The sequence below is a fragment of the Veillonella sp. 3913 genome, from assembly GCF_003992235.1.
Taxonomy (GTDB): Bacteria; Bacillota; Negativicutes; order Veillonellales; family Veillonellaceae; genus F0422.
In genome coordinates, this window is the sequence record NZ_RQVF01000009.1 from 1 (window position 1) to 16,722 (window position 16,722).

Genomic DNA, 16,722 nt, shown 5'->3' on the forward strand with positions numbered 1-16,722 from the left:
ATATTTTTTTAAAAAAATAAAAAATAAATAATAAAAATAATATAAAAAAATAAAAAAAAAAACACCCCCCCCCCCGCATTTCCATTGGTTATACTACATATAACTATTTTTTATTTCAAAATTATTCTCATTGACGTATTCTGTAGTATATTCTTTTTTACATCCATATATACCTTAACGGTTACAATAGAATACACTCATTTTCTCTACAAAATAATTCCAGCATATAGTCACCATAGTTCATAGTATGTAATTTATCTCTTTTCTGTTATACTTATGATACGATAAGTAGATTACATAAACCATTTACAAAACTTTCTGAGTCAGTCTACGATACCTCAGAAAATAAAGGAGTTTTTATGCGATATAACACACGAATGACTAAAGAGCAAGCCAAGGAAATCTATGCTGACTTAGGGTATCTTTCCCAACCTTTCCCGTATGCGTCAGCTCCGTTCCTAGAAAGTTATGCTCGTCTATTAGGACTTTCACCAGCCCCTGCAAGCACTGCTCACATTTTGGAAATCGGATCTTCCTACGGCGGTAACTTAATTTCTCAGGCCCTGTTCTATCCACAGGCTACTTTCACAGGCATCGAAATTGCCCCGACACAAGTGAGCGTGGGCAAAACCTATATCGATCAACTAGGTATCACTAATCTAGATTTGCTAGAAGGCGACGTAAATGAAAGTCACGAGCACCTCGGTACTTACGATTACATCATTGCTCATGGTTTCTATTCTTGGGTGGACGAGGAAACGAAAGATAATTTTCTTCGCCTCTGCAAAGAGCATCTAGCAGAGAATGGTATCTTGTACATGTCCTATAATACTTACCCAGGTTGGCATAAAATGGATAGTGTACGTGCTCTCTTAGAGTTTGCTAACAAAGATGTAGACACATTAAACCATCGTGAAAAAGTGCGCCATGGTAAAACGGTGGCAAGTAAGCTAGGTGCTCTCATGCTCGAATACGACACAGTAAAAAACCAACAAGGTCCGTTTTTACAAGCTTTACGTCAAACATTGCAAAAACAAGATTGCTATGTAGGTCATGACCATTTAGAACCAGTGAACTCGCCGGTGTACTTTCACCAATGCATAGACCATATGACAGAGCATGGATTCACCTACCTCTGCGACTGTGATCTAAATTTATCATTCCCTGATGTGTATGACGAAACATTGCGCACTAAATTACAAGAACTTGCCCCTCATGACCCATTGGCACGAGAACAGTACATCGATTTCATGCTGAACACAGCATTCCGCAAATCCTTGTTCACTCATAAAGGGGCTACGCCAAAACGCATTACCGAAACATCTCTCACAGATACAGATTTCCAACATAACTTGGAGCAATTCCTATTCACACTACGTATTCCATCGGAACACTTAGAACCCATCTTTGAAGACTTGGCAAAACGGATGCCAATCTCTGACATACAAGATACCACTATCATAAAAGGGTTAGCAAACTTATTCCAACAGGAGGGCCCTCACTTCTATGTGAAAGATAACACACTAGTGACCTATACAGGAGAGCATACCATTCCTGACATGTGCTTACCATTGTTCTATCAATTCTTGGTGGAACACATTATCCAAGGTGGTATCAGCCTGTCTGTGTTGGAAGCAGAGCATCCTTTCAAACATCATATTTTTGAAGAAAAGAAAAGCTACATCCCTGAGCGATATATTCCATTCGTAGAGATTATGCCACAAGAAGGTGTGAACGCTTACATCTACCCTGGCAACCGCTACAATGATCCTATCTCCGATTTCAACGAAGAAGATTTAGAGTTCATGAAACTCCTCAGTAAGCCAACCACAAAACATGATGTGATGTGCAAAATCTACGAGGCTATGACAGAAGAAAGCATTAGCCCTCTAGCCTTACAACAATCCAACAAATACACTATGATCCTTGCTTTCTACGAAGAAATGATTCGACGTATGGAATACTTTGGTTTCTTTGAAGTGGACGAAACACAATTTAATTAATACCAAAACAGCGACTCCATCCCACCGGACAGAGTCGCTGTTTTCCATAGAAAAGCAAAAAAGGCTGCAACAGAATGAGTGAAACTCATCCTATCACAACCAGATTGCTGTTGATTATACAAGCTCAAGAATAGCCAATGGAGCTGCATCGCCTTTACGAAGGCCAAGTTTGATTACACGAGTGTAACCACCGTTGCGCTCAGCATATTTTGGAGCAATTTCATCAAATAATTTTTTTACTGCATCTTCGTTCATAAGAAAAGCAAGAACTTGACGACGAGCATGTAAGTCGCCACGTTTGCCTAATGTAATCATTTCATCAACATATTTGCGAAGCTCTTTTGCTTTTGCTTCTGTTGTTTCAATGCGTTCATGTACGAAGAGAGATGTTACCATACCGCGGAACAACGCTTTACGAGCGGAACTGTTGCGGCCTAATTTTCTGTATGCCATTAGTCTTTCTCCTCTTATTCGCTTTGAGATGTTAAGGAATCATTACTCTCATTGTAAGATTGTAATTTCTCTAGAATTTCTTCTACAGATTTTTTCCCTAAATTGCGGATTTTTCCTAATTCGTCTTCTGTTTTACCAGTTAAGTCACCGATAGTATGAATGTTAGCACGTTTCAAACAATTGAAAGCACGAACAGACAACTCAAGATCTTCAATAGGAATTGTCGTTGGTCCTTTAGGTTCAGCATCAATATCGCCACCTTCTTGACCATTTGCACTTGTTAATTCTGCTTCACTTTCCCCTACATTAATCATATCATGAGAATGAGCTAGTCGAGTAAAGTTTCCTAGATAGGAAATCATGATTGCTGCAGATTTAGCAATTGCATCAGATGCTGTAATAGAACCATTTGTCCAAACTTCTAAAGTAAGCTTATCAAAGTCCATTTCGTTGCCCACGCGGACATCGCTGACTTCATATTTTGCTCTTAGAATTGGCGAGAAGATAGAATCAATTGGAATTTGACCAATCATATCATCTTCACGTTTATTCTTAGTAGATGGTACATATCCTTTACCGCGTTCGATACGCACATCCATTACAAGATGAGCTGCTTCATCCATTGTAGCAATTACCAATTCTGGATTTAAGACTTCGACTTCAGGAGGCATGAATTGAATCAAGTCACCTGCTGTTAATACTCCATCTTTACGAACATCGATATGTACATCCATCGGTACAGGTGCTTCATCTTCAAGACGAATGCACAACTGTTTAAGGTTCAGAATAATATCGGATACATCCTCACGAACACCTTCAATCGTAGAGAACTCATGAAGTACTCCGTCAATCTTGATGGAAGTAATTGCTGCTCCATCTAAGGATGAAAGCAAAATGCGACGCAAGCTATTACCGAGAGTAATACCATAACCACGATCCAATGGCTCGCATACGAATTTACCGTAGCGGCCATCTTCAGTCATTACTACTTTCTCGATTCTAAGTTTTTTTTCTTCGCTCATCAGGTATACCCTCCTCTAAAACTTGTCACTTTTCTAAGTATATAGCTCAGATTATACGCGACGACGTTTTGGAGGACGACAGCCGTTATGAGGAATTGGAGTCACATCTTTAATGCTTGTTACTTCAAGACCAGCTGCTTGCAACGCACGAATCGCTGCTTCACGACCAGATCCTGGACCTTTAACAAATACTTCTACAGTGCGAAGACCGTGTTCCATAGCTGCTTTTGCCGCTTGTTCAGCTGCCATTTGTGCTGCAAATGGAGTGGATTTACGGGAACCACGGAAACCTAGACCACCAGCAGATGCCCAAGAAAGAGCATTACCGTTTACGTCTGTTACTGTAACGATAGTGTTGTTAAAAGTGGAGCGAATATGCGCTGCACCAGATTCGATATGTTTCTTTTCTTTTCTTTTGGATCTAACTGTTTTCTTAGCCACAATATCCCTCCTTTATTATTTCTTCTTACCTGCGATTGCTTTACGAGGACCCTTACGAGTACGAGCATTTGTCTTCGTACGTTGACCACGACATGGAAGTCCCATACGATGACGTTTACCGCGATAGGAGTTGATTTCAATTAAGCGTTTAATGTTAAGTGCTTCTTCACGACGAAGATCACCTTCTACTTTATACTCTGCATCAAGAAGTTCACGGATTTTAGCTACTTCATCTTCACTTAAATCACGAACGCGAGTATCTGGGTTGATACCAGTTTTTGCTAATACTTCTTTAGAAAGAGTAAGACCGATACCGTAAATATAAGTTAAACCAATTTCCACACGTTTGTCACGTGGTAAATCTACACCGGCTATACGTGCCATCTATTCATCCACCTCCTATCAATTATCCTTGTTTTTGTTTATGTTTTGGGTTTTCGCAAATAACCATTACACGGCCTTTACGTTTAATAATTTTACATTTTTCGCATATCTTTTTAACTGATGGTTTAACCTTCATAAGTACCTCCTTTGTGGATCCTATGCTTACTTAAAGCGATAGGTGATGCGACCACGGCTTAAGTCATATGGTGTCAGTTCCATAGTAACTTTATCACCAGGAAGGATACGGATAAAATTCATACGCATTTTACCTGACACATGAGCCAAAACCACATGACCATTTTCCAATTCAACTTGGAACATAGCATTTGGTAGTGCCTCAACGACCGTACCTTCCACTTCAATAACGTCTTCTTTTGACATATCTTTTATCCTCCGGTTACTGGTTATTGTATTAACCTCGGTGTATCACGCATAGTAAGTATTTCAGTACCATTTTCAGTAATGGCAATGGTATGTTCAAAGTGAGCAGCTGGCTTACGGTCCATTGTGACCGCAGTCCAGTTGTCTTCAAGAACTCTTACTTTGTGCGTGCCCATAGTAATCATTGGCTCAATACAGATGACCATTCCTGGTCTAAGTTCTGGACCTTTGCCCTTAGTACCATAATTTGGAACTTGTGGATCTTCATGCATGCTTTTTCCTAAACCATGTCCTACAAAATCTCGCACAACACCATATCTATGACGTTCTGCATGAGATTGTACGGCATGGGAAATATCTCCTACATGATTACCCGCTACAGCTTGTTCAATCCCTTTGAAAAGACATTCCTCTGTAACTTTTAGTAATGCATAGACTTTAGGACTTACTTCTCCTACTGGAACAGTAATAGCAGAATCCCCATGATATCCATTAATAGATGATACTAAATCAATGCTGATGACATCGCCATCTTTTAGTATACGAGATGCACTTGGAATCCCATGTACCACTTCATGATTTATGGAAGCACAGATAGTTGCTGGATACCCATAGTAACCAATGCAGCTTGGAACTCCTCCATGACTGCGAATATATTCTTCGGCAAATTGGTCTAACTCAAGCGTTGAAACACCCGGCTTAACTAGTTTAGCAAGCTCGGTTAACGTTGCTGCTGTCAGTTGAGATGCCTTTCGGATATGCTCAATTTCTTCGGGCGATTTAAAAATAATCATTGATTATTTCTCCAAAGCCGTAACGATATTTGCAAATACTGTGTCCACATCCTGTAAGCCGTTGATTTCTACATATTGACCACTATTACGATAGTAATCGATCAATGGTTTAGTAGACTCTTCGTATACAGCAAGACGTTTCTGTACTGTTTCCGGTTTGTCATCATCACGATTTTCAAGACGTGCTCTTTCACTGATGCGTCGAACCAACTCTTCAGAGGGAACACTTAAATTAAGTACAGCATCAAGAACGATGTTCATTTCTTTTAAAATCGCATCCAAAGAAACAGCTTGTGCTGTTGTTCGAGGGAAGCCATCTAAAATGAAACCTTGTTTACAGTCATCCTTGGACAAGCGTTCACGAACGATGCCAATGGTAACGCTATCTGGAACTAATTGTCCAGCATCCATATATTTCTTAGCTTCTAATCCTAATGGAGTAGATTCTTTTACAGCGGCACGGAACATGTCACCTGTAGAAATTTGAGGGATACCATATTTTTCAATCAGACGAGCTGCCTGCGTGCCTTTACCAGCACCTGGAGGTCCCATTAATAAAATATACATATCATAATCTCCTATTTCACAAAGCCCTTATATTGGCGTGTTAATACTAAAGATTCTACTTGTTGCATTGTATCTAATGCTACGCCCACCACGATAAGTAGTGCTGTACCACCAAAGTACACACCTTGAATACCTGTCAATCCACCAATCATATTTGGTAAGATTGCAACGAAAGCTAAGAAAAATGCACCTACTAATGTAATTCGAGTCATTACTCGGTCTACATAGTCAGCAGTCGGTTTTCCTGGGCGAATACCTGGGATAAAACCACCGTGTTTTTTCATATTATCTGCCATATCCGTAATATTGATTGAGATAGCTGTATAGAAGTATGTAAAAAATAAAATCAACACAGCATACAAAATAGTTTGTATCGGCGTTCCCCATTGGAAATAACTTGCAACTGTTTGTACCCAAGGTACTTGTACAAATTGTGCCAATGTGGCTGGGAACATCAATATGGATGACGCAAAGATAATTGGGATAACCCCTGCTTGATTGACTTTCAACGGCAGGAATGTTGAGTGACCACCATACATTTTTCGTCCTACTACGCGTTTAGCATATTGAATAGGAATTCGACGTTGGCCTTGTGTCACAGCAATTACAAGAACGATCATAGCTACCGCAATGATAGCAAATAGAATCGCTTGAAATACATTAATTGTACCTACTTGTAGGTACTGGTAAATGGTTTGAACCCCATCAGGGAATCGCGCCACGATACCAGCAAAGATAATGAGAGAAATACCATTACCTATGCCATGAGCTGTAATTTGTTCTCCTACCCACATCAAGAAACATGTTCCTGCTGTCAAAATAATAGAGATTAGAATTACAGACATGAAGCTATTATCAATAAGTGCGTTGCTAGCACGTAATGCATAAGTCATACCAAAGGCTTGAATAAAGCCAAGAATTACTGTACCATAACGTGTTACTTTAGCAATTTTTTTACGCCCTTCTTCTCCATCTTTACTCCATGCTTCAAATGTTGGTACTACGGCTCCTAACAATTGCATAATGATTGATGCATTGATATAAGGAGTAATACTCATTGCAAAGATAGAGAACTTACTTAACGCACCACCGGCGAACAAATCTAGCAAACCAAATAAGTTACCACTGGTGAATAAGCTTTCAATAACAGATGCCTCTACGCCAGGTACCGGAATATGGATACCTAAGCGAAAGACAATGAACATAAGTAATGTATAAACTACTTTGTTGCGTAATTCCGTTACTTTTGTGATATTCAAGAGGCCATCTAGCACCCTAGATCACCTCTACTTTTCCACCTGCTGCTTCGATTTTTTCTACTGCAGATTTTGTAAATCCGTTAGCGATAACAGTTAATTTACGTTCTAAAGTTCCGTTACCAAGGATACGGATACCATCACGTACGTTTTTCAAAATACCAGCTTCAATAAGAGCTACTGGATCTACAGTTGCACCGTCTTCAAAACGATTCAATTGGGATACATTAACTTCTGCATATTGAAGTGCAAAGATATTTTTGAAACCACGTTTTGGTAAACGACGATAAAGAGGCATTTGGCCACCTTCGAAGCCAGTGCGCACACCGCCACCACTACGAGAATTTTGACCTTTTTGACCACGACCGGAAGTTTTACCTAAACCGGATCCAAGACCACGACCTACACGAGTACGAGTTTTTTTGGAACCTGCAGCCGGAGCTAATTCATGAAGTTTCATTCGTGCACCTCCTTATCTATTATACTTCTTCTACTTTTACTAAATGTCTAACTTTATGAAGCATACCTTCGATTTGAGGTGTCACTTCTTTAACTACTTGGGAGTTAGTTTTTTTCAATCCAAGAGCTTTAACAGTCGCACGTTGATCTGCAGGACGACCGATTAAGCTTTTTGTTAATGTTACTTTAACTTGTGCCATTATTGGTCTCCTTATTAACCGTAAATTTCTTCAAGAGTTTTGCCACGAAGTGCAGCCACGTCTTGAGCTCGTTTTAATTGAGCTAAACCTTCTAGTGTTGCGCGAACCATGTTGTTAGGATTAGAAGATCCTAAGGATTTAGTCAAGATGTTACGAACACCAACTAATTCCAATACGGCACGCACTGGGCCACCAGCGATAACTCCAGTACCTTCTGCAGCTGGTTTCAAGAATACACGACCTGCGCCGAATGTTCCTGTAACTGTATGAGGGATTGTACCATTTTTAATAACAACATGAATAAGGTTTTTCTTAGCATCATCAATGCCTTTACGGATTGCATCAGGTACTTCCGCAGCTTTACCTAAGCCAACACCTACATGACCGTTGCCGTCACCAACAACTACAAGGGCGCTGAAGGAAAAACGACGACCACCTTTAACAACTTTGGCTACGCGGTTGATGAATACTACTCTTTCTTTAAGATCAAGAGTTGTGTAATCAATTCTTGCCATGTCTATAGTTCCTCCTTCTTAGAATTTTAAGCCTGCTTCACGAGCACCTTCTGCAAGGGCTGCTACACGACCATGATAAATGTAACCACCGCGGTCAAATACTACTGTATCGATACCTGCAGCAATTGCTTTTTTCGCAACAGCTTCACCAACTGCTTTAGCAGCAGCTACGTTACCGCCGTAGGAAAGATTTAATTCTTTATCTTGAGAGCTAGCAGATACTAATGTTTTGCCAGCTACGTCATCAATGACTTGAGCATAAATATTGCTTAAAGAACGATATACGTTCAAGCGAGGACGTGCAGCCGTACCGGAAATGTGACGACGTAAACGTAAATGACGTTTTGCACGAGCAATTTTGCGTTTGGATGTTCCTGCCAAGATGTCCACTCCTTTCTAATGTAAACTGTTATTACTTACCTTTAGCGCCAGCTTTACCTGCTTTACGACGAACAACTTCGCCTTCGTAACGGATACCTTTACCTTTGTAAGGTTCTGGTTTTCTCCATTTACGAATATCAGCTGCTACTGCACCAACAACTTCTTTGTCAGCACCAGAAACAACGATTTTATTAGGAGCTGGGACATCGATTGTAATACCAGCAGGAGCTTCCATCTCTACTGGATGGGAGAAGCCCAATGTTAAAGCAAGTTTGTTACCTTGCTTAGCCGCTCTGTAACCAACGCCATTGATTTCTAAAGTTTTAGTAAAGCCTTCATGTACGCCTGTTACCATATTTGCAACAAGAGCACGAGTTAAACCGTGTAAAGAACGGTGTTCTTTTCCATCGCTAGGACGAGTTACTGTGATTACATTTTCTTCAACAGCAATGTTAATATCCGGATGGAAAGTACGAGTTAATTCACCTTTTGCACCCTTAACCGTTAACGTATTCTCGTTTTGAGATACTGTTACGCCAGCTGGGATCTCGATAGGCATTCTACCGACACGTGACATTCTTTCTACCTCCTATTGCTATGATTACCAAACGTAAGCGATTACTTCGCCACCTAAGCCTTCTTTACGAGCTTGTTTGTCGCTCATAATGCCTTTAGATGTAGAAATAACTGCAATACCTAAACCACCAAGTACGCGAGGAAGTTCTTCCTTTTTCGCGTATACACGTAGACCTGGTTTAGAGATACGTTTAATACCGGTAATTACTTTTTCATTATTAGAACCATATTTCAATGTTACTTTTAAAGTAGCATGTTTTTCATTTTCAATTGTTTCAACTTCCTTAACGAAACCTTCGTCTTTAAGGATAGCTAAAACAGCAGCCTTCATTTTAGAAGCAGGGATTTCAACTGTTTCATGAAGTGCAGAGTTTGCATTACGGATGCGAGTCAGCATATCCGCAATCGGATCTGTCATTACCATCTTCTAAAAACCTCCTCTCGTTATCCTATTACCAACTAGCTTTTTTCACGCCAGGGATTTGTCCTTTGTACGCCAATTCACGGAACGCAATACGGCTAATACCGAATTTGCGTATATAACCATGAGGACGACCTGTTAAGTTGCAACGGTTGTGCAAGCGTGTTGGGGATGCGTTGGCAGGTAATTTGGATAAACCTTCATAATCGCCTGCTGCTTTTAACGCTTCGCGTTTTGCTGCATATTTTGCAACGATACGTGCACGTTTTTTCTCACGTTCGATCATAGATTTTTTAGCCATCTATCGTTTCCTCCTAATTATTTTTCAAAAGGCATGCCGAATTGTGCCAATAATTCACGAGCTTCTTCGTCAGTGTTAGCTGTTGTTACGAAGATAATATCCATACCTGTTACTCGTTCTACTTGATCGTATTCGATTTCAGGGAAGATTAATTGCTCTTTTAGGCCCAATGCATAGTTACCACGACCATCAAACGCTTTAGCGCTGATACCACGGAAGTCACGCACGCGAGGCAATGCCGCATTAATCAATTTATCGAGGAATTCATACATGCGTTCGCCACGAAGAGTTACTTTTGTGCCAAGAGGCATACCTTCACGAACTTTAAAGTTCGCAATGGATTTTTTCGCGCGAGTTACGACTGGTTTTTGACCAGCGATAATTTCTAAATCTTTAACAGCTGCGTCCAATGCTTTGGAGTTACCAACAGCATCGCCTACGCCGATATTGATTACGATTTTTTCTAATTTAGGAATTTCCATTACGTTGCCATATTGGAATTTCTCTTGTAAAGCCTTCTTAATTTCAGAAGTATATTTTTCTTGTAAACGAGACATTTGTAAAAGACCTCCTTTCCTTATCAATTAAAGTTTAGCGCCACTTTTAACAGCTACACGAACTAAAGAACCATTTCCCTCAACTTTTTTAGTACGAGTTGGAACTTTTTGTTCAGGATCTAACACCATTACATTGGATACATGGATTGTACCTTCTTTTTCAATGATGCCACCTTGAGGGTTCGCTTGGCTAGGTTTTGTATGACGTTTAACTAGGTTAAGACCTTTTACAGTTACTCGTTCTTTTTTGATATCAACAGCGATGATTTCGCCTTGTTTACCTTTTTCCTTGCCGGAGATAACAACAACTGTATCACCTTTTTTAACATGTAGTTTTTGGGACATGTTGAGCTCCTCCTTCTTATAACACTTCTGGAGCAAGGGAGATAATTTTCATGAAATCTTTTTCACGAAGTTCTCTTGCTACAGGTCCGAAAATACGAGTTCCGCGAGGGCTTTTGTCGTCTTTAATAACTACAGCAGCGTTCTCATCGAAACGGATATAGGAACCATCTTGACGACGGATGCCTTTTTTAGAACGAACAATAACGGCTTTTACAACGTCGCCTTTCTTGACAACGCCACCGGGTGATGCATCTTTTACAGAAGCAACGATTACGTCACCAATATTGCCAAATTTACGGTAAGAACCGCCCATCACTTGGATGCACATAATGCGTTTCGCACCAGTGTTATCGGCAACATTCAAAATTGTTTGTTGCTGGATCATGACTTTTCCTCCTTACATCACTGATTATTTTTGTCTTTCAATAATTTCTACAACTCTCCAACGTTTATCTTTAGATAATGGACGAGTTTCTACGATTTTTACGATATCGCCAACTAAGCATTCGTTATTTTCATCATGAGCTTTAAAACGTTTGCTTGTTACCATTGGCTTGCTATATAATTCGTGAGGTACTTTACGATCGATTTGTACAACAACTGTTTTGTCCATTTTGTTGCTTACAACTTTACCTACACGTGCTTTTCGTACATTTCTTACTTCTGCCACGACTTTAAGCCTCCTATTCAATCCAAACAAAATTTGTTATTATGCGTTACCTTTAATTTCTTCTTCTCGTTGTACAGTTTTGATACGAGCGATAGTTTTTTTAACTTCACGGATACGCATTGGATTTTCTAATTGACCAGTAGCGAGTTGAAAACGTAGGTTAAACAACTCTTCTTTCAATTCGGAAACTTTAGTGTTCAACTCGGCAGCGCTCAAATTGCGAATGTCATTAACCTTCATTTACGTCACCACCCAATTCTTTACCCTTAACAACGAACTTCGTTTTGATTGGAAGTTTATGGCTTGCAAGACGCATAGCTTCGCGAGCCACTACTTCTGGAACGCCGTTCATTTCAAACATTACACGTCCTGGGCGAACTACTGCTACCCATTTTTCTGGAGAACCTTTACCGGAACCCATACGAACGCCTGCTGGTTTTGCAGTGATTGGTTTATCAGGGAAAATTTTAATCCAAACTTTACCACCACGTTTAATGTAACGTGTCATAGCAATACGGGCTGCTTCGATTTGACGGTTTGTGATCCAAGATGGCTCTAATGCTACTAAACCGAAATCACCATGAGCAACTTTGTTACCACGCATTGCACGGCCTTTCATACGACCGCGGAATTGTTTACGATGTTTTACGCGCTTTGGAATTAGCATTAGTTGTCACCTTCTTCCTTTTTAGATGTTTGTTTAGCTTCTGGCAAAACTTCACCTTTGTAGATCCATACTTTAATACCGATGCAACCATATGTTGTATGTGCTTCTGCTGTTGCATAGTCGATATTTGCACGAAGTGTATGAAGTGGAATGGAACCTTCACGGTAAGATTCGCTACGAGCGATCTCTGCACCGCCAAGACGACCGGATACCATTACTTTGATACCGTTAGCGCCTAAACGCATAGTGCGACCTACTGCTTGTTTCATTGCACGACGGAAGCTTACACGGCGTTCCAATTGACTAGCAATGCTTTCAGCAACAAGTTGAGCTTCCATGTCTACTTGTTTAATTTCAGCAATGTTTACATCGATTTGTTTATCTGTAAAACGTTTTAACTCTTTACGGATATCTTCGATACCTTGTCCACCTTTACCAATAACCATACCTGGTTTAGCTGTGTGGATAGTTACTTTAATACGTTTATTTGTACGCTCAATTTCAATGCGGGAAATACCAGCAATGAAAAGTGTTTTCTTCAAGAAAGTACGAATTTTTACGTCTTCATGAAGGTTAGATGCGAAATCTTTATCAGCATACCATTTTGCGTCCCAATCTTTTACGATACCAACACGCAAGCCATGTGGATTTACTTTTTGACCCACTCTGTTTCCCTCCTTCGATTAAGCTCTTTCTTTAACAACTACTGTTACGTGGCTAGAACGTTTCAAAATTTTGAAAGCCTGTCCACGGGAACGAGGATGAATGCGTTTCATTGTTGGGCCTTGATCAACAAAGATCTCGGACACATAAAGATTATCTACATTCATATCAAAATTGTGTTCTGCATTTGCAATAGCAGATGTCAAAACTTTAGTTACTACATCGGCGCCAACTTTCGGAGTAAACTTCAAGATGGCAAATGCTTCGCCGATGTTTTTACCGCGCACTAAATCTGCAACGATGCGGATTTTACGAGGCGCAATACGAATATGTCTAGCGATTGCTTTTGCTTCCATGTTAAATCCTCCTATTTTCTGCCTGTAGATTTTTCGTCCTTACCATGACCTTTATAAGTACGTGTAGGAGCGAACTCACCTAATTTATGACCTACCATATCTTCTGTAATGAATACAGGTACATGTTTGCGACCATCATGCACAGCAATCGTATGGCCTACAAATTGTGGGAAAATAGTAGATGCACGGGACCAGGTTTTTACTACTTTTTTATCATTAGTTTCATTTAAGGCATCAATTTTTTTCAGAAGAGATTCTGCAACAAAAGGGCCTTTTTTAATTGATCTGGACACTGTTATATCTCCTTCCTATATCCTATTTTGTACGACGTTTAACGATTAACTTGCTAGAAGCTTTTTTCTTGTCGCGAGTTTTAACGCCATGAGCTGGTTTACCCCAAGGTGTAACAGGATGTTTACGACCAACTGGAGATTTACCTTCACCACCACCATGAGGATGGTCACAAGGGTTCATTGTAACCCCGCGGTTGCCAGGACGAATGCCTAACCAACGTTGACGGCCAGCTTTACCAATAGTGATATTTTCATGGTCAATGTTAGATACAACACCTACTGTAGCACGGCATTCTACGCGTACACGACGAAGTTCACCAGATGGTAAACGAAGTAATGCATAGTTGCCTTCTTTCGCCATTAATTGAGCGGAAGTACCAGCAGAACGAACGATTTGTCCGCCTTTACCGATTTTCATTTCGATGTTGTGTACTTGAGTACCCAATGGGATATTAGCCAATGGTAATGCATTACCTGGTTTAATATCGGATTCAGGACCGGAGTAAACTACATCACCCACTTTAAGACCATGTGGAGCAATGATATAACGTTTTTCACCATCTGCATAGTTTAACAATGCAATACGAGCACTACGGTTAGGATCGTATTCGATTGTAGCTACGCGAGCTGGGATATTATCTTTAGTACGTTTGAAGTCAATAATACGGTATTGACGTTTATGACCGCCACCTTGATGACGTACTGTCATTTTACCAGTGTTATTACGACCACCTTTAGAAGTTACTTTTGCGAGCAAGGATTTTTCAGGTTTGCTTGCTGTAATTTCAGTAAAGGCAGACACTGTCATAAACCGACGACCAGCGGAGTACGGTTTAAATGATTTAATTGCCATTATTGGGCCTCCTTACTAGACTCTTATACACCTTCAAATAATTCAATAGTTTCGCCAGCTTTTAGAGTTACGATAGCTTTTTTATAATCGCTACGTTTACCCATTGTGCGACCCATGCGTTTAGTTTTTCCTAATACACGGATAGTGGCTACTTTTTCTACTTTTACGTTGAAGATAGATTCAACAGCTTTACGGATTTCTACTTTGTTCGCATTCAAAGGAACTTGGAAAGTGTATTTGTTTTCTTGCATTAACAAAGTTGTTTTTTCTGTAATGATTGGACGAATTAATACATCAAATTTGTTCATTATCCAAGCACCTCCTCAATTTTTGCAATAGCACCTTCAGCGATGAAGAGTTTGTCGTGATGCAATAAATCGAAGATATTAATGTTCGTGTATGGAAGAGCTTTCACACCTTGAATGTTACGAGCAGATAATTCCACATTTACATCACCATCAGTGATGAAAAGAACTTTTGCGTCACCTACTTGGAAGTTATTAAGAATATTTAATACTTCTTTAGTTTTTGGTGCAGCTAATTTCAATTCGTCGATTACGAACAATTCGCTGTTATTTACTTTATCAGATAATGCAGATTTAACTGCTAAGCGTCTAGCTTTACGAGGCATAGCTTTATAGTAGCTACGTGGTTGTGGACCAAACGTGATACCACCACCTACCCAAATTGGGGAACGGCTAGAACCAGCACGAGCACGGCCTGTACCTTTTTGTCTCCAAGGTTTTTTACCGCCACCGCGTACTTCTCCTCGAGTTTTAGTTGCATGTGTACCAAGTCGTTCGTTAGATAATTGACGAACTACGGCTTGATGCATAACAGCAGCGTTTACTTCAACACCGAATACTGCATCATTCAACTGGATTTCGCCGACTTTAGCGCCGGACATGTTGTATTTAGTTACTGTTGGCATTATGTATCCTCCTTTCGACAATTAGTTATTTAACAGGTTTTACTGTGTTGCGAACCATCACTAGGCTACCTTTAGCACCAGGGATGCCACCTTTGATTAATAAAAGGTTACGTTCAGTATCAACTTTTACAACAGATAGACGTTGTACAGTAACTCTGCCACCACCCATTTGTCCAGGAAGTTTTTTACCTTTAAATACTTTACCGCCGCCACCGGAGATCATTGGACCGATGGAACCTGGTTCACGATGAGATTTGGAACCATGAGTTTCAGGACCACGGCTAAAGTTATGACGCTTAATTGTACCAGCGAAACCTTTACCTTTACCTGTACCCACAACATCTACTAGCTCACCTTCTGCGAAGATATCAGCTGCCAGAGTTTGGCCCACTGTGTAATCAGTTGCTTCAGCAAGGCGAAGTTCACGAAGATATTTAACTGGCGCAACGCCGGCTTTATCGAACTGGCCTTTTACAGGTTTAGTTAAATGTTTTTCTTTAATGGAACCGTATCCAAGCTGTACTGCATTGTAACCGTCGGATTCAACAGTTTTTACTTGCACTACTACGCTAGGTGTAGTTTCCACTACAGTGACAGGAACTAGTTTGCCTTCAGTAGTGAAGACTTGAGTCATTCCTAACTTTTTACCCAAAATAGCTTTAGACATAATCGCACCTCCTTATTTCTTATAATTTTATTTCAATAGATACACCAGCTGGCAAATCAAGGCGAGTGATTGCATCTACTGTTTTCGAATTTGGTTCAATAATTTCTACTAAGCGTTTATGTGTACGCATTTCGAATTGTTCACGAGAATCTTTGTTAACATGTGGAGAACGAAGAATCGTGAAAATGTTTTTTTCTGTAGGCAATGGAATTGGTCCAGAAACCAATGCGCCATTGCGTTTTGCAACGTCTACAATACGTTGAGCACTTTGATCCAATGCTTTGTGATCATATGCTTTCAAGCGAATACGGATTTTTTGTTGTTTTGCCATTGTTATATATCTCCCTTCGTCCATTTCCAGAATGAACTGCTCCATAGAAATTCTCCCTCGCGAGGGCAACCTTCTATATCATAGTTTATACACAACCTAAGAGCGGCAAGTTTGCCGCTCCTTGATTGCACGGTTTATATAGATAATCTTTCAGTCAGATTATGCTTCGATAGCTGTAACAACACCAGCGCCTACTGTATGGCCACCTTCGCGAATCGCGAAACGTAAACCTTCT

At 40.2% G+C, this 16,722-nt stretch carries 32 protein-coding genes; 1 reads left to right on the top strand and 31 read right to left on the bottom strand.

Annotation, left to right across the window (positions count from 1 at the left end; genetic code table 11):
• The first annotated feature begins 359 nt into the window (after window positions 1-359).
• Window positions 360-2,003 carry a class I SAM-dependent methyltransferase gene (locus EO113_RS07855; protein WP_127135995.1) on the top strand — a complete coding sequence of 548 codons (1,644 nt, stop codon included), beginning with the start codon at window positions 360-362 and terminating at the stop codon, window positions 2,001-2,003.
• 114 nt (window positions 2,004-2,117) lie between these two features.
• Here EO113_RS07855 and rplQ read toward each other — a convergent pair whose 3' ends face one another.
• From rplQ to EO113_RS08350, 31 genes are all read right to left on the bottom strand, one after another.
• Window positions 2,118-2,456 carry a 50S ribosomal protein L17 gene (rplQ, locus tag EO113_RS07860; protein ID WP_009353923.1) on the bottom strand — a complete coding sequence of 113 codons (339 nt, stop codon included), beginning with the start codon at window positions 2,454-2,456 and terminating at the stop codon, window positions 2,118-2,120.
• Window positions 2,457-2,470: 14 nt separating this feature from the next.
• Window positions 2,471-3,478 carry a DNA-directed RNA polymerase subunit alpha gene (locus tag EO113_RS07865; RefSeq protein WP_009353885.1) on the bottom strand — a complete coding sequence of 336 codons (1,008 nt, stop codon included), beginning with the start codon at window positions 3,476-3,478 and terminating at the stop codon, window positions 2,471-2,473.
• A gap of 51 nt (window positions 3,479-3,529) precedes the next feature.
• Complete coding sequence (gene rpsK, locus EO113_RS07870; RefSeq protein ID WP_009353912.1) at window positions 3,530-3,919, bottom strand: 30S ribosomal protein S11; 390 nt, start codon at window positions 3,917-3,919, stop codon at window positions 3,530-3,532.
• A gap of 15 nt (window positions 3,920-3,934) precedes the next feature.
• On the bottom strand, window positions 3,935-4,303 hold the full coding sequence (rpsM, locus tag EO113_RS07875) for a 30S ribosomal protein S13 (protein ID WP_009353922.1): 369 nt from the start codon (window positions 4,301-4,303) through the stop codon (window positions 3,935-3,937).
• Window positions 4,304-4,325: 22 nt separating this feature from the next.
• Window positions 4,326-4,439, bottom strand: coding sequence for a 50S ribosomal protein L36 (gene rpmJ / locus EO113_RS07880; RefSeq protein WP_007391661.1), 114 nt, complete (start codon window positions 4,437-4,439; stop codon window positions 4,326-4,328).
• A 26-nt stretch (window positions 4,440-4,465) separates the two neighbouring features.
• Window positions 4,466-4,684: a translation initiation factor IF-1 gene (gene infA / locus EO113_RS07885; RefSeq protein ID WP_009353944.1), complete on the bottom strand. Its 219-nt coding sequence runs from the start codon at window positions 4,682-4,684 to the stop codon at window positions 4,466-4,468.
• A gap of 23 nt (window positions 4,685-4,707) precedes the next feature.
• A complete protein-coding gene (map, locus tag EO113_RS07890; protein ID WP_009353874.1) occupies window positions 4,708-5,478 on the bottom strand; it encodes a type I methionyl aminopeptidase in 771 nt (256 codons plus the stop codon).
• A 3-nt stretch (window positions 5,479-5,481) separates the two neighbouring features.
• Complete coding sequence (locus EO113_RS07895; protein WP_009353894.1) at window positions 5,482-6,045, bottom strand: adenylate kinase; 564 nt, start codon at window positions 6,043-6,045, stop codon at window positions 5,482-5,484.
• 11 nt (window positions 6,046-6,056) lie between these two features.
• A complete protein-coding gene (gene secY / locus EO113_RS07900; protein ID WP_127135996.1) occupies window positions 6,057-7,319 on the bottom strand; it encodes a preprotein translocase subunit SecY in 1,263 nt (420 codons plus the stop codon).
• 1 nt (window position 7,320) lies between these two features.
• The gene (gene rplO, locus EO113_RS07905) at window positions 7,321-7,761 is read right to left on the bottom strand and encodes a 50S ribosomal protein L15 (protein ID WP_009353906.1); all 441 of its coding nucleotides are present in this window, start codon (window positions 7,759-7,761) and stop codon (window positions 7,321-7,323) included.
• A gap of 19 nt (window positions 7,762-7,780) precedes the next feature.
• Window positions 7,781-7,960 carry a 50S ribosomal protein L30 gene (gene rpmD / locus EO113_RS07910; protein WP_009353936.1) on the bottom strand — a complete coding sequence of 60 codons (180 nt, stop codon included), beginning with the start codon at window positions 7,958-7,960 and terminating at the stop codon, window positions 7,781-7,783.
• 14 nt (window positions 7,961-7,974) lie between these two features.
• On the bottom strand, window positions 7,975-8,475 hold the full coding sequence (gene rpsE, locus EO113_RS07915) for a 30S ribosomal protein S5 (RefSeq protein ID WP_009353893.1): 501 nt from the start codon (window positions 8,473-8,475) through the stop codon (window positions 7,975-7,977).
• 18 nt (window positions 8,476-8,493) lie between these two features.
• Window positions 8,494-8,856: a 50S ribosomal protein L18 gene (rplR, locus tag EO113_RS07920; protein WP_009353882.1), complete on the bottom strand. Its 363-nt coding sequence runs from the start codon at window positions 8,854-8,856 to the stop codon at window positions 8,494-8,496.
• Window positions 8,857-8,887: 31 nt separating this feature from the next.
• On the bottom strand, window positions 8,888-9,433 hold the full coding sequence (rplF, locus tag EO113_RS07925; protein WP_009353919.1) for a 50S ribosomal protein L6: 546 nt from the start codon (window positions 9,431-9,433) through the stop codon (window positions 8,888-8,890).
• Between the two features lie 24 nt (window positions 9,434-9,457).
• On the bottom strand, window positions 9,458-9,856 hold the full coding sequence (gene rpsH / locus EO113_RS07930) for a 30S ribosomal protein S8 (RefSeq protein ID WP_009353887.1): 399 nt from the start codon (window positions 9,854-9,856) through the stop codon (window positions 9,458-9,460).
• A 28-nt stretch (window positions 9,857-9,884) separates the two neighbouring features.
• Window positions 9,885-10,154 (bottom strand): 30S ribosomal protein S14, encoded by a 270-nt coding sequence (rpsN, locus tag EO113_RS07935; RefSeq protein WP_009353911.1) that lies wholly within the window; start codon window positions 10,152-10,154, stop codon window positions 9,885-9,887.
• 17 nt (window positions 10,155-10,171) lie between these two features.
• On the bottom strand, window positions 10,172-10,711 hold the full coding sequence (rplE, locus tag EO113_RS07940) for a 50S ribosomal protein L5 (protein ID WP_009353920.1): 540 nt from the start codon (window positions 10,709-10,711) through the stop codon (window positions 10,172-10,174).
• A 27-nt stretch (window positions 10,712-10,738) separates the two neighbouring features.
• Window positions 10,739-11,056 carry a 50S ribosomal protein L24 gene (rplX, locus tag EO113_RS07945; RefSeq protein WP_127135997.1) on the bottom strand — a complete coding sequence of 106 codons (318 nt, stop codon included), beginning with the start codon at window positions 11,054-11,056 and terminating at the stop codon, window positions 10,739-10,741.
• Between the two features lie 16 nt (window positions 11,057-11,072).
• A complete protein-coding gene (gene rplN, locus EO113_RS07950) occupies window positions 11,073-11,441 on the bottom strand; it encodes a 50S ribosomal protein L14 (RefSeq protein WP_009353930.1) in 369 nt (122 codons plus the stop codon).
• Window positions 11,442-11,465: 24 nt separating this feature from the next.
• The gene (rpsQ, locus tag EO113_RS07955) at window positions 11,466-11,726 is read right to left on the bottom strand and encodes a 30S ribosomal protein S17 (protein ID WP_009353932.1); all 261 of its coding nucleotides are present in this window, start codon (window positions 11,724-11,726) and stop codon (window positions 11,466-11,468) included.
• A gap of 39 nt (window positions 11,727-11,765) precedes the next feature.
• Window positions 11,766-11,966, bottom strand: coding sequence for a 50S ribosomal protein L29 (gene rpmC / locus EO113_RS07960; protein ID WP_009353915.1), 201 nt, complete (start codon window positions 11,964-11,966; stop codon window positions 11,766-11,768).
• A complete protein-coding gene (gene rplP, locus EO113_RS07965; protein WP_009353916.1) occupies window positions 11,956-12,393 on the bottom strand; it encodes a 50S ribosomal protein L16 in 438 nt (145 codons plus the stop codon). Before rplP ends, rpmC begins: the two co-directional genes overlap by 11 nt.
• The gene (gene rpsC, locus EO113_RS07970) at window positions 12,393-13,058 is read right to left on the bottom strand and encodes a 30S ribosomal protein S3 (protein WP_009353925.1); all 666 of its coding nucleotides are present in this window, start codon (window positions 13,056-13,058) and stop codon (window positions 12,393-12,395) included. The genes rplP and rpsC overlap by 1 nt, the downstream gene beginning before the upstream one ends.
• 18 nt (window positions 13,059-13,076) lie before the next feature.
• Window positions 13,077-13,412: a 50S ribosomal protein L22 gene (gene rplV, locus EO113_RS07975; RefSeq protein WP_009353926.1), complete on the bottom strand. Its 336-nt coding sequence runs from the start codon at window positions 13,410-13,412 to the stop codon at window positions 13,077-13,079.
• Window positions 13,413-13,423: 11 nt separating this feature from the next.
• Window positions 13,424-13,705 (bottom strand): 30S ribosomal protein S19, encoded by a 282-nt coding sequence (rpsS, locus tag EO113_RS07980; protein WP_009353934.1) that lies wholly within the window; start codon window positions 13,703-13,705, stop codon window positions 13,424-13,426.
• 22 nt (window positions 13,706-13,727) lie between these two features.
• Window positions 13,728-14,558 (bottom strand): 50S ribosomal protein L2, encoded by an 831-nt coding sequence (gene rplB, locus EO113_RS07985; protein WP_009353898.1) that lies wholly within the window; start codon window positions 14,556-14,558, stop codon window positions 13,728-13,730.
• Window positions 14,559-14,581: 23 nt separating this feature from the next.
• Entirely contained in the window at window positions 14,582-14,866 is a 285-nt protein-coding gene (rplW, locus tag EO113_RS07990; protein ID WP_009353943.1) for a 50S ribosomal protein L23, read from the bottom strand.
• The gene (rplD, locus tag EO113_RS07995) at window positions 14,866-15,489 is read right to left on the bottom strand and encodes a 50S ribosomal protein L4 (RefSeq protein ID WP_009353880.1); all 624 of its coding nucleotides are present in this window, start codon (window positions 15,487-15,489) and stop codon (window positions 14,866-14,868) included. The genes rplW and rplD overlap by 1 nt, the downstream gene beginning before the upstream one ends.
• Before the next feature lie 25 nt (window positions 15,490-15,514).
• Window positions 15,515-16,156 carry a 50S ribosomal protein L3 gene (gene rplC, locus EO113_RS08000; protein ID WP_009353879.1) on the bottom strand — a complete coding sequence of 214 codons (642 nt, stop codon included), beginning with the start codon at window positions 16,154-16,156 and terminating at the stop codon, window positions 15,515-15,517.
• A 19-nt stretch (window positions 16,157-16,175) separates the two neighbouring features.
• A complete protein-coding gene (gene rpsJ, locus EO113_RS08005) occupies window positions 16,176-16,487 on the bottom strand; it encodes a 30S ribosomal protein S10 (RefSeq protein ID WP_009353924.1) in 312 nt (103 codons plus the stop codon).
• Between the two features lie 159 nt (window positions 16,488-16,646).
• Window positions 16,647-16,722 (bottom strand): hypothetical protein (locus EO113_RS08350; protein ID WP_164723757.1); only part of this gene is annotated, 76 nt, incomplete at its 5' end.

Coding starts and splice junctions, on each gene's coding strand:
- rpsE (WP_009353893.1), bottom strand. CDS start 8,475: ATGGCAAGAATTGATTACACAACTCTTGATCTTAAAGAAAGAGTAGTA.
- rplO (WP_009353906.1), bottom strand. CDS start 7,761: ATGAAACTTCATGAATTAGCTCCGGCTGCAGGTTCCAAAAAAACTCGT.
- rplN (WP_009353930.1), bottom strand. CDS start 11,441: ATGATCCAGCAACAAACAATTTTGAATGTTGCCGATAACACTGGTGCG.
- EO113_RS07865 (WP_009353885.1), bottom strand. CDS start 3,478: ATGAGCGAAGAAAAAAAACTTAGAATCGAGAAAGTAGTAATGACTGAA.
- rplB (WP_009353898.1), bottom strand. CDS start 14,558: ATGGCAATTAAATCATTTAAACCGTACTCCGCTGGTCGTCGGTTTATG.
- EO113_RS07855 (WP_127135995.1), top strand. CDS start 360: ATGCGATATAACACACGAATGACTAAAGAGCAAGCCAAGGAAATCTAT.
- rplV (WP_009353926.1), bottom strand. CDS start 13,412: ATGGAAGCAAAAGCAATCGCTAGACATATTCGTATTGCGCCTCGTAAA.
- rplW (WP_009353943.1), bottom strand. CDS start 14,866: ATGAACAAATTTGATGTATTAATTCGTCCAATCATTACAGAAAAAACA.
- rpsH (WP_009353887.1), bottom strand. CDS start 9,856: ATGGTAATGACAGATCCGATTGCGGATATGCTGACTCGCATCCGTAAT.
- rpmD (WP_009353936.1), bottom strand. CDS start 7,960: ATGGCACAAGTTAAAGTAACATTAACAAAAAGCTTAATCGGTCGTCCT.
- rplD (WP_009353880.1), bottom strand. CDS start 15,489: ATGCCAACAGTAACTAAATACAACATGTCCGGCGCTAAAGTCGGCGAA.
- rpsN (WP_009353911.1), bottom strand. CDS start 10,154: ATGGCTAAAAAATCTATGATCGAACGTGAGAAAAAACGTGCACGTATC.
- rpsM (WP_009353922.1), bottom strand. CDS start 4,303: ATGGCACGTATAGCCGGTGTAGATTTACCACGTGACAAACGTGTGGAA.
- infA (WP_009353944.1), bottom strand. CDS start 4,684: ATGTCAAAAGAAGACGTTATTGAAGTGGAAGGTACGGTCGTTGAGGCA.
- rplF (WP_009353919.1), bottom strand. CDS start 9,433: ATGTCACGTGTCGGTAGAATGCCTATCGAGATCCCAGCTGGCGTAACA.
- map (WP_009353874.1), bottom strand. CDS start 5,478: ATGATTATTTTTAAATCGCCCGAAGAAATTGAGCATATCCGAAAGGCA.
- rplX (WP_127135997.1), bottom strand. CDS start 11,056: ATGTCCCAAAAACTACATGTTAAAAAAGGTGATACAGTTGTTGTTATC.
- rplE (WP_009353920.1), bottom strand. CDS start 10,711: ATGTCTCGTTTACAAGAAAAATATACTTCTGAAATTAAGAAGGCTTTA.
- rpsJ (WP_009353924.1), bottom strand. CDS start 16,487: ATGGCAAAACAACAAAAAATCCGTATTCGCTTGAAAGCATATGATCAC.
- rplP (WP_009353916.1), bottom strand. CDS start 12,393: ATGCTAATTCCAAAGCGCGTAAAACATCGTAAACAATTCCGCGGTCGT.
- rpmC (WP_009353915.1), bottom strand. CDS start 11,966: ATGAAGGTTAATGACATTCGCAATTTGAGCGCTGCCGAGTTGAACACT.
- rplQ (WP_009353923.1), bottom strand. CDS start 2,456: ATGGCATACAGAAAATTAGGCCGCAACAGTTCCGCTCGTAAAGCGTTG.
- rpmJ (WP_007391661.1), bottom strand. CDS start 4,439: ATGAAGGTTAAACCATCAGTTAAAAAGATATGCGAAAAATGTAAAATT.
- EO113_RS07895 (WP_009353894.1), bottom strand. CDS start 6,045: ATGTATATTTTATTAATGGGACCTCCAGGTGCTGGTAAAGGCACGCAG.
- rplC (WP_009353879.1), bottom strand. CDS start 16,156: ATGTCTAAAGCTATTTTGGGTAAAAAGTTAGGAATGACTCAAGTCTTC.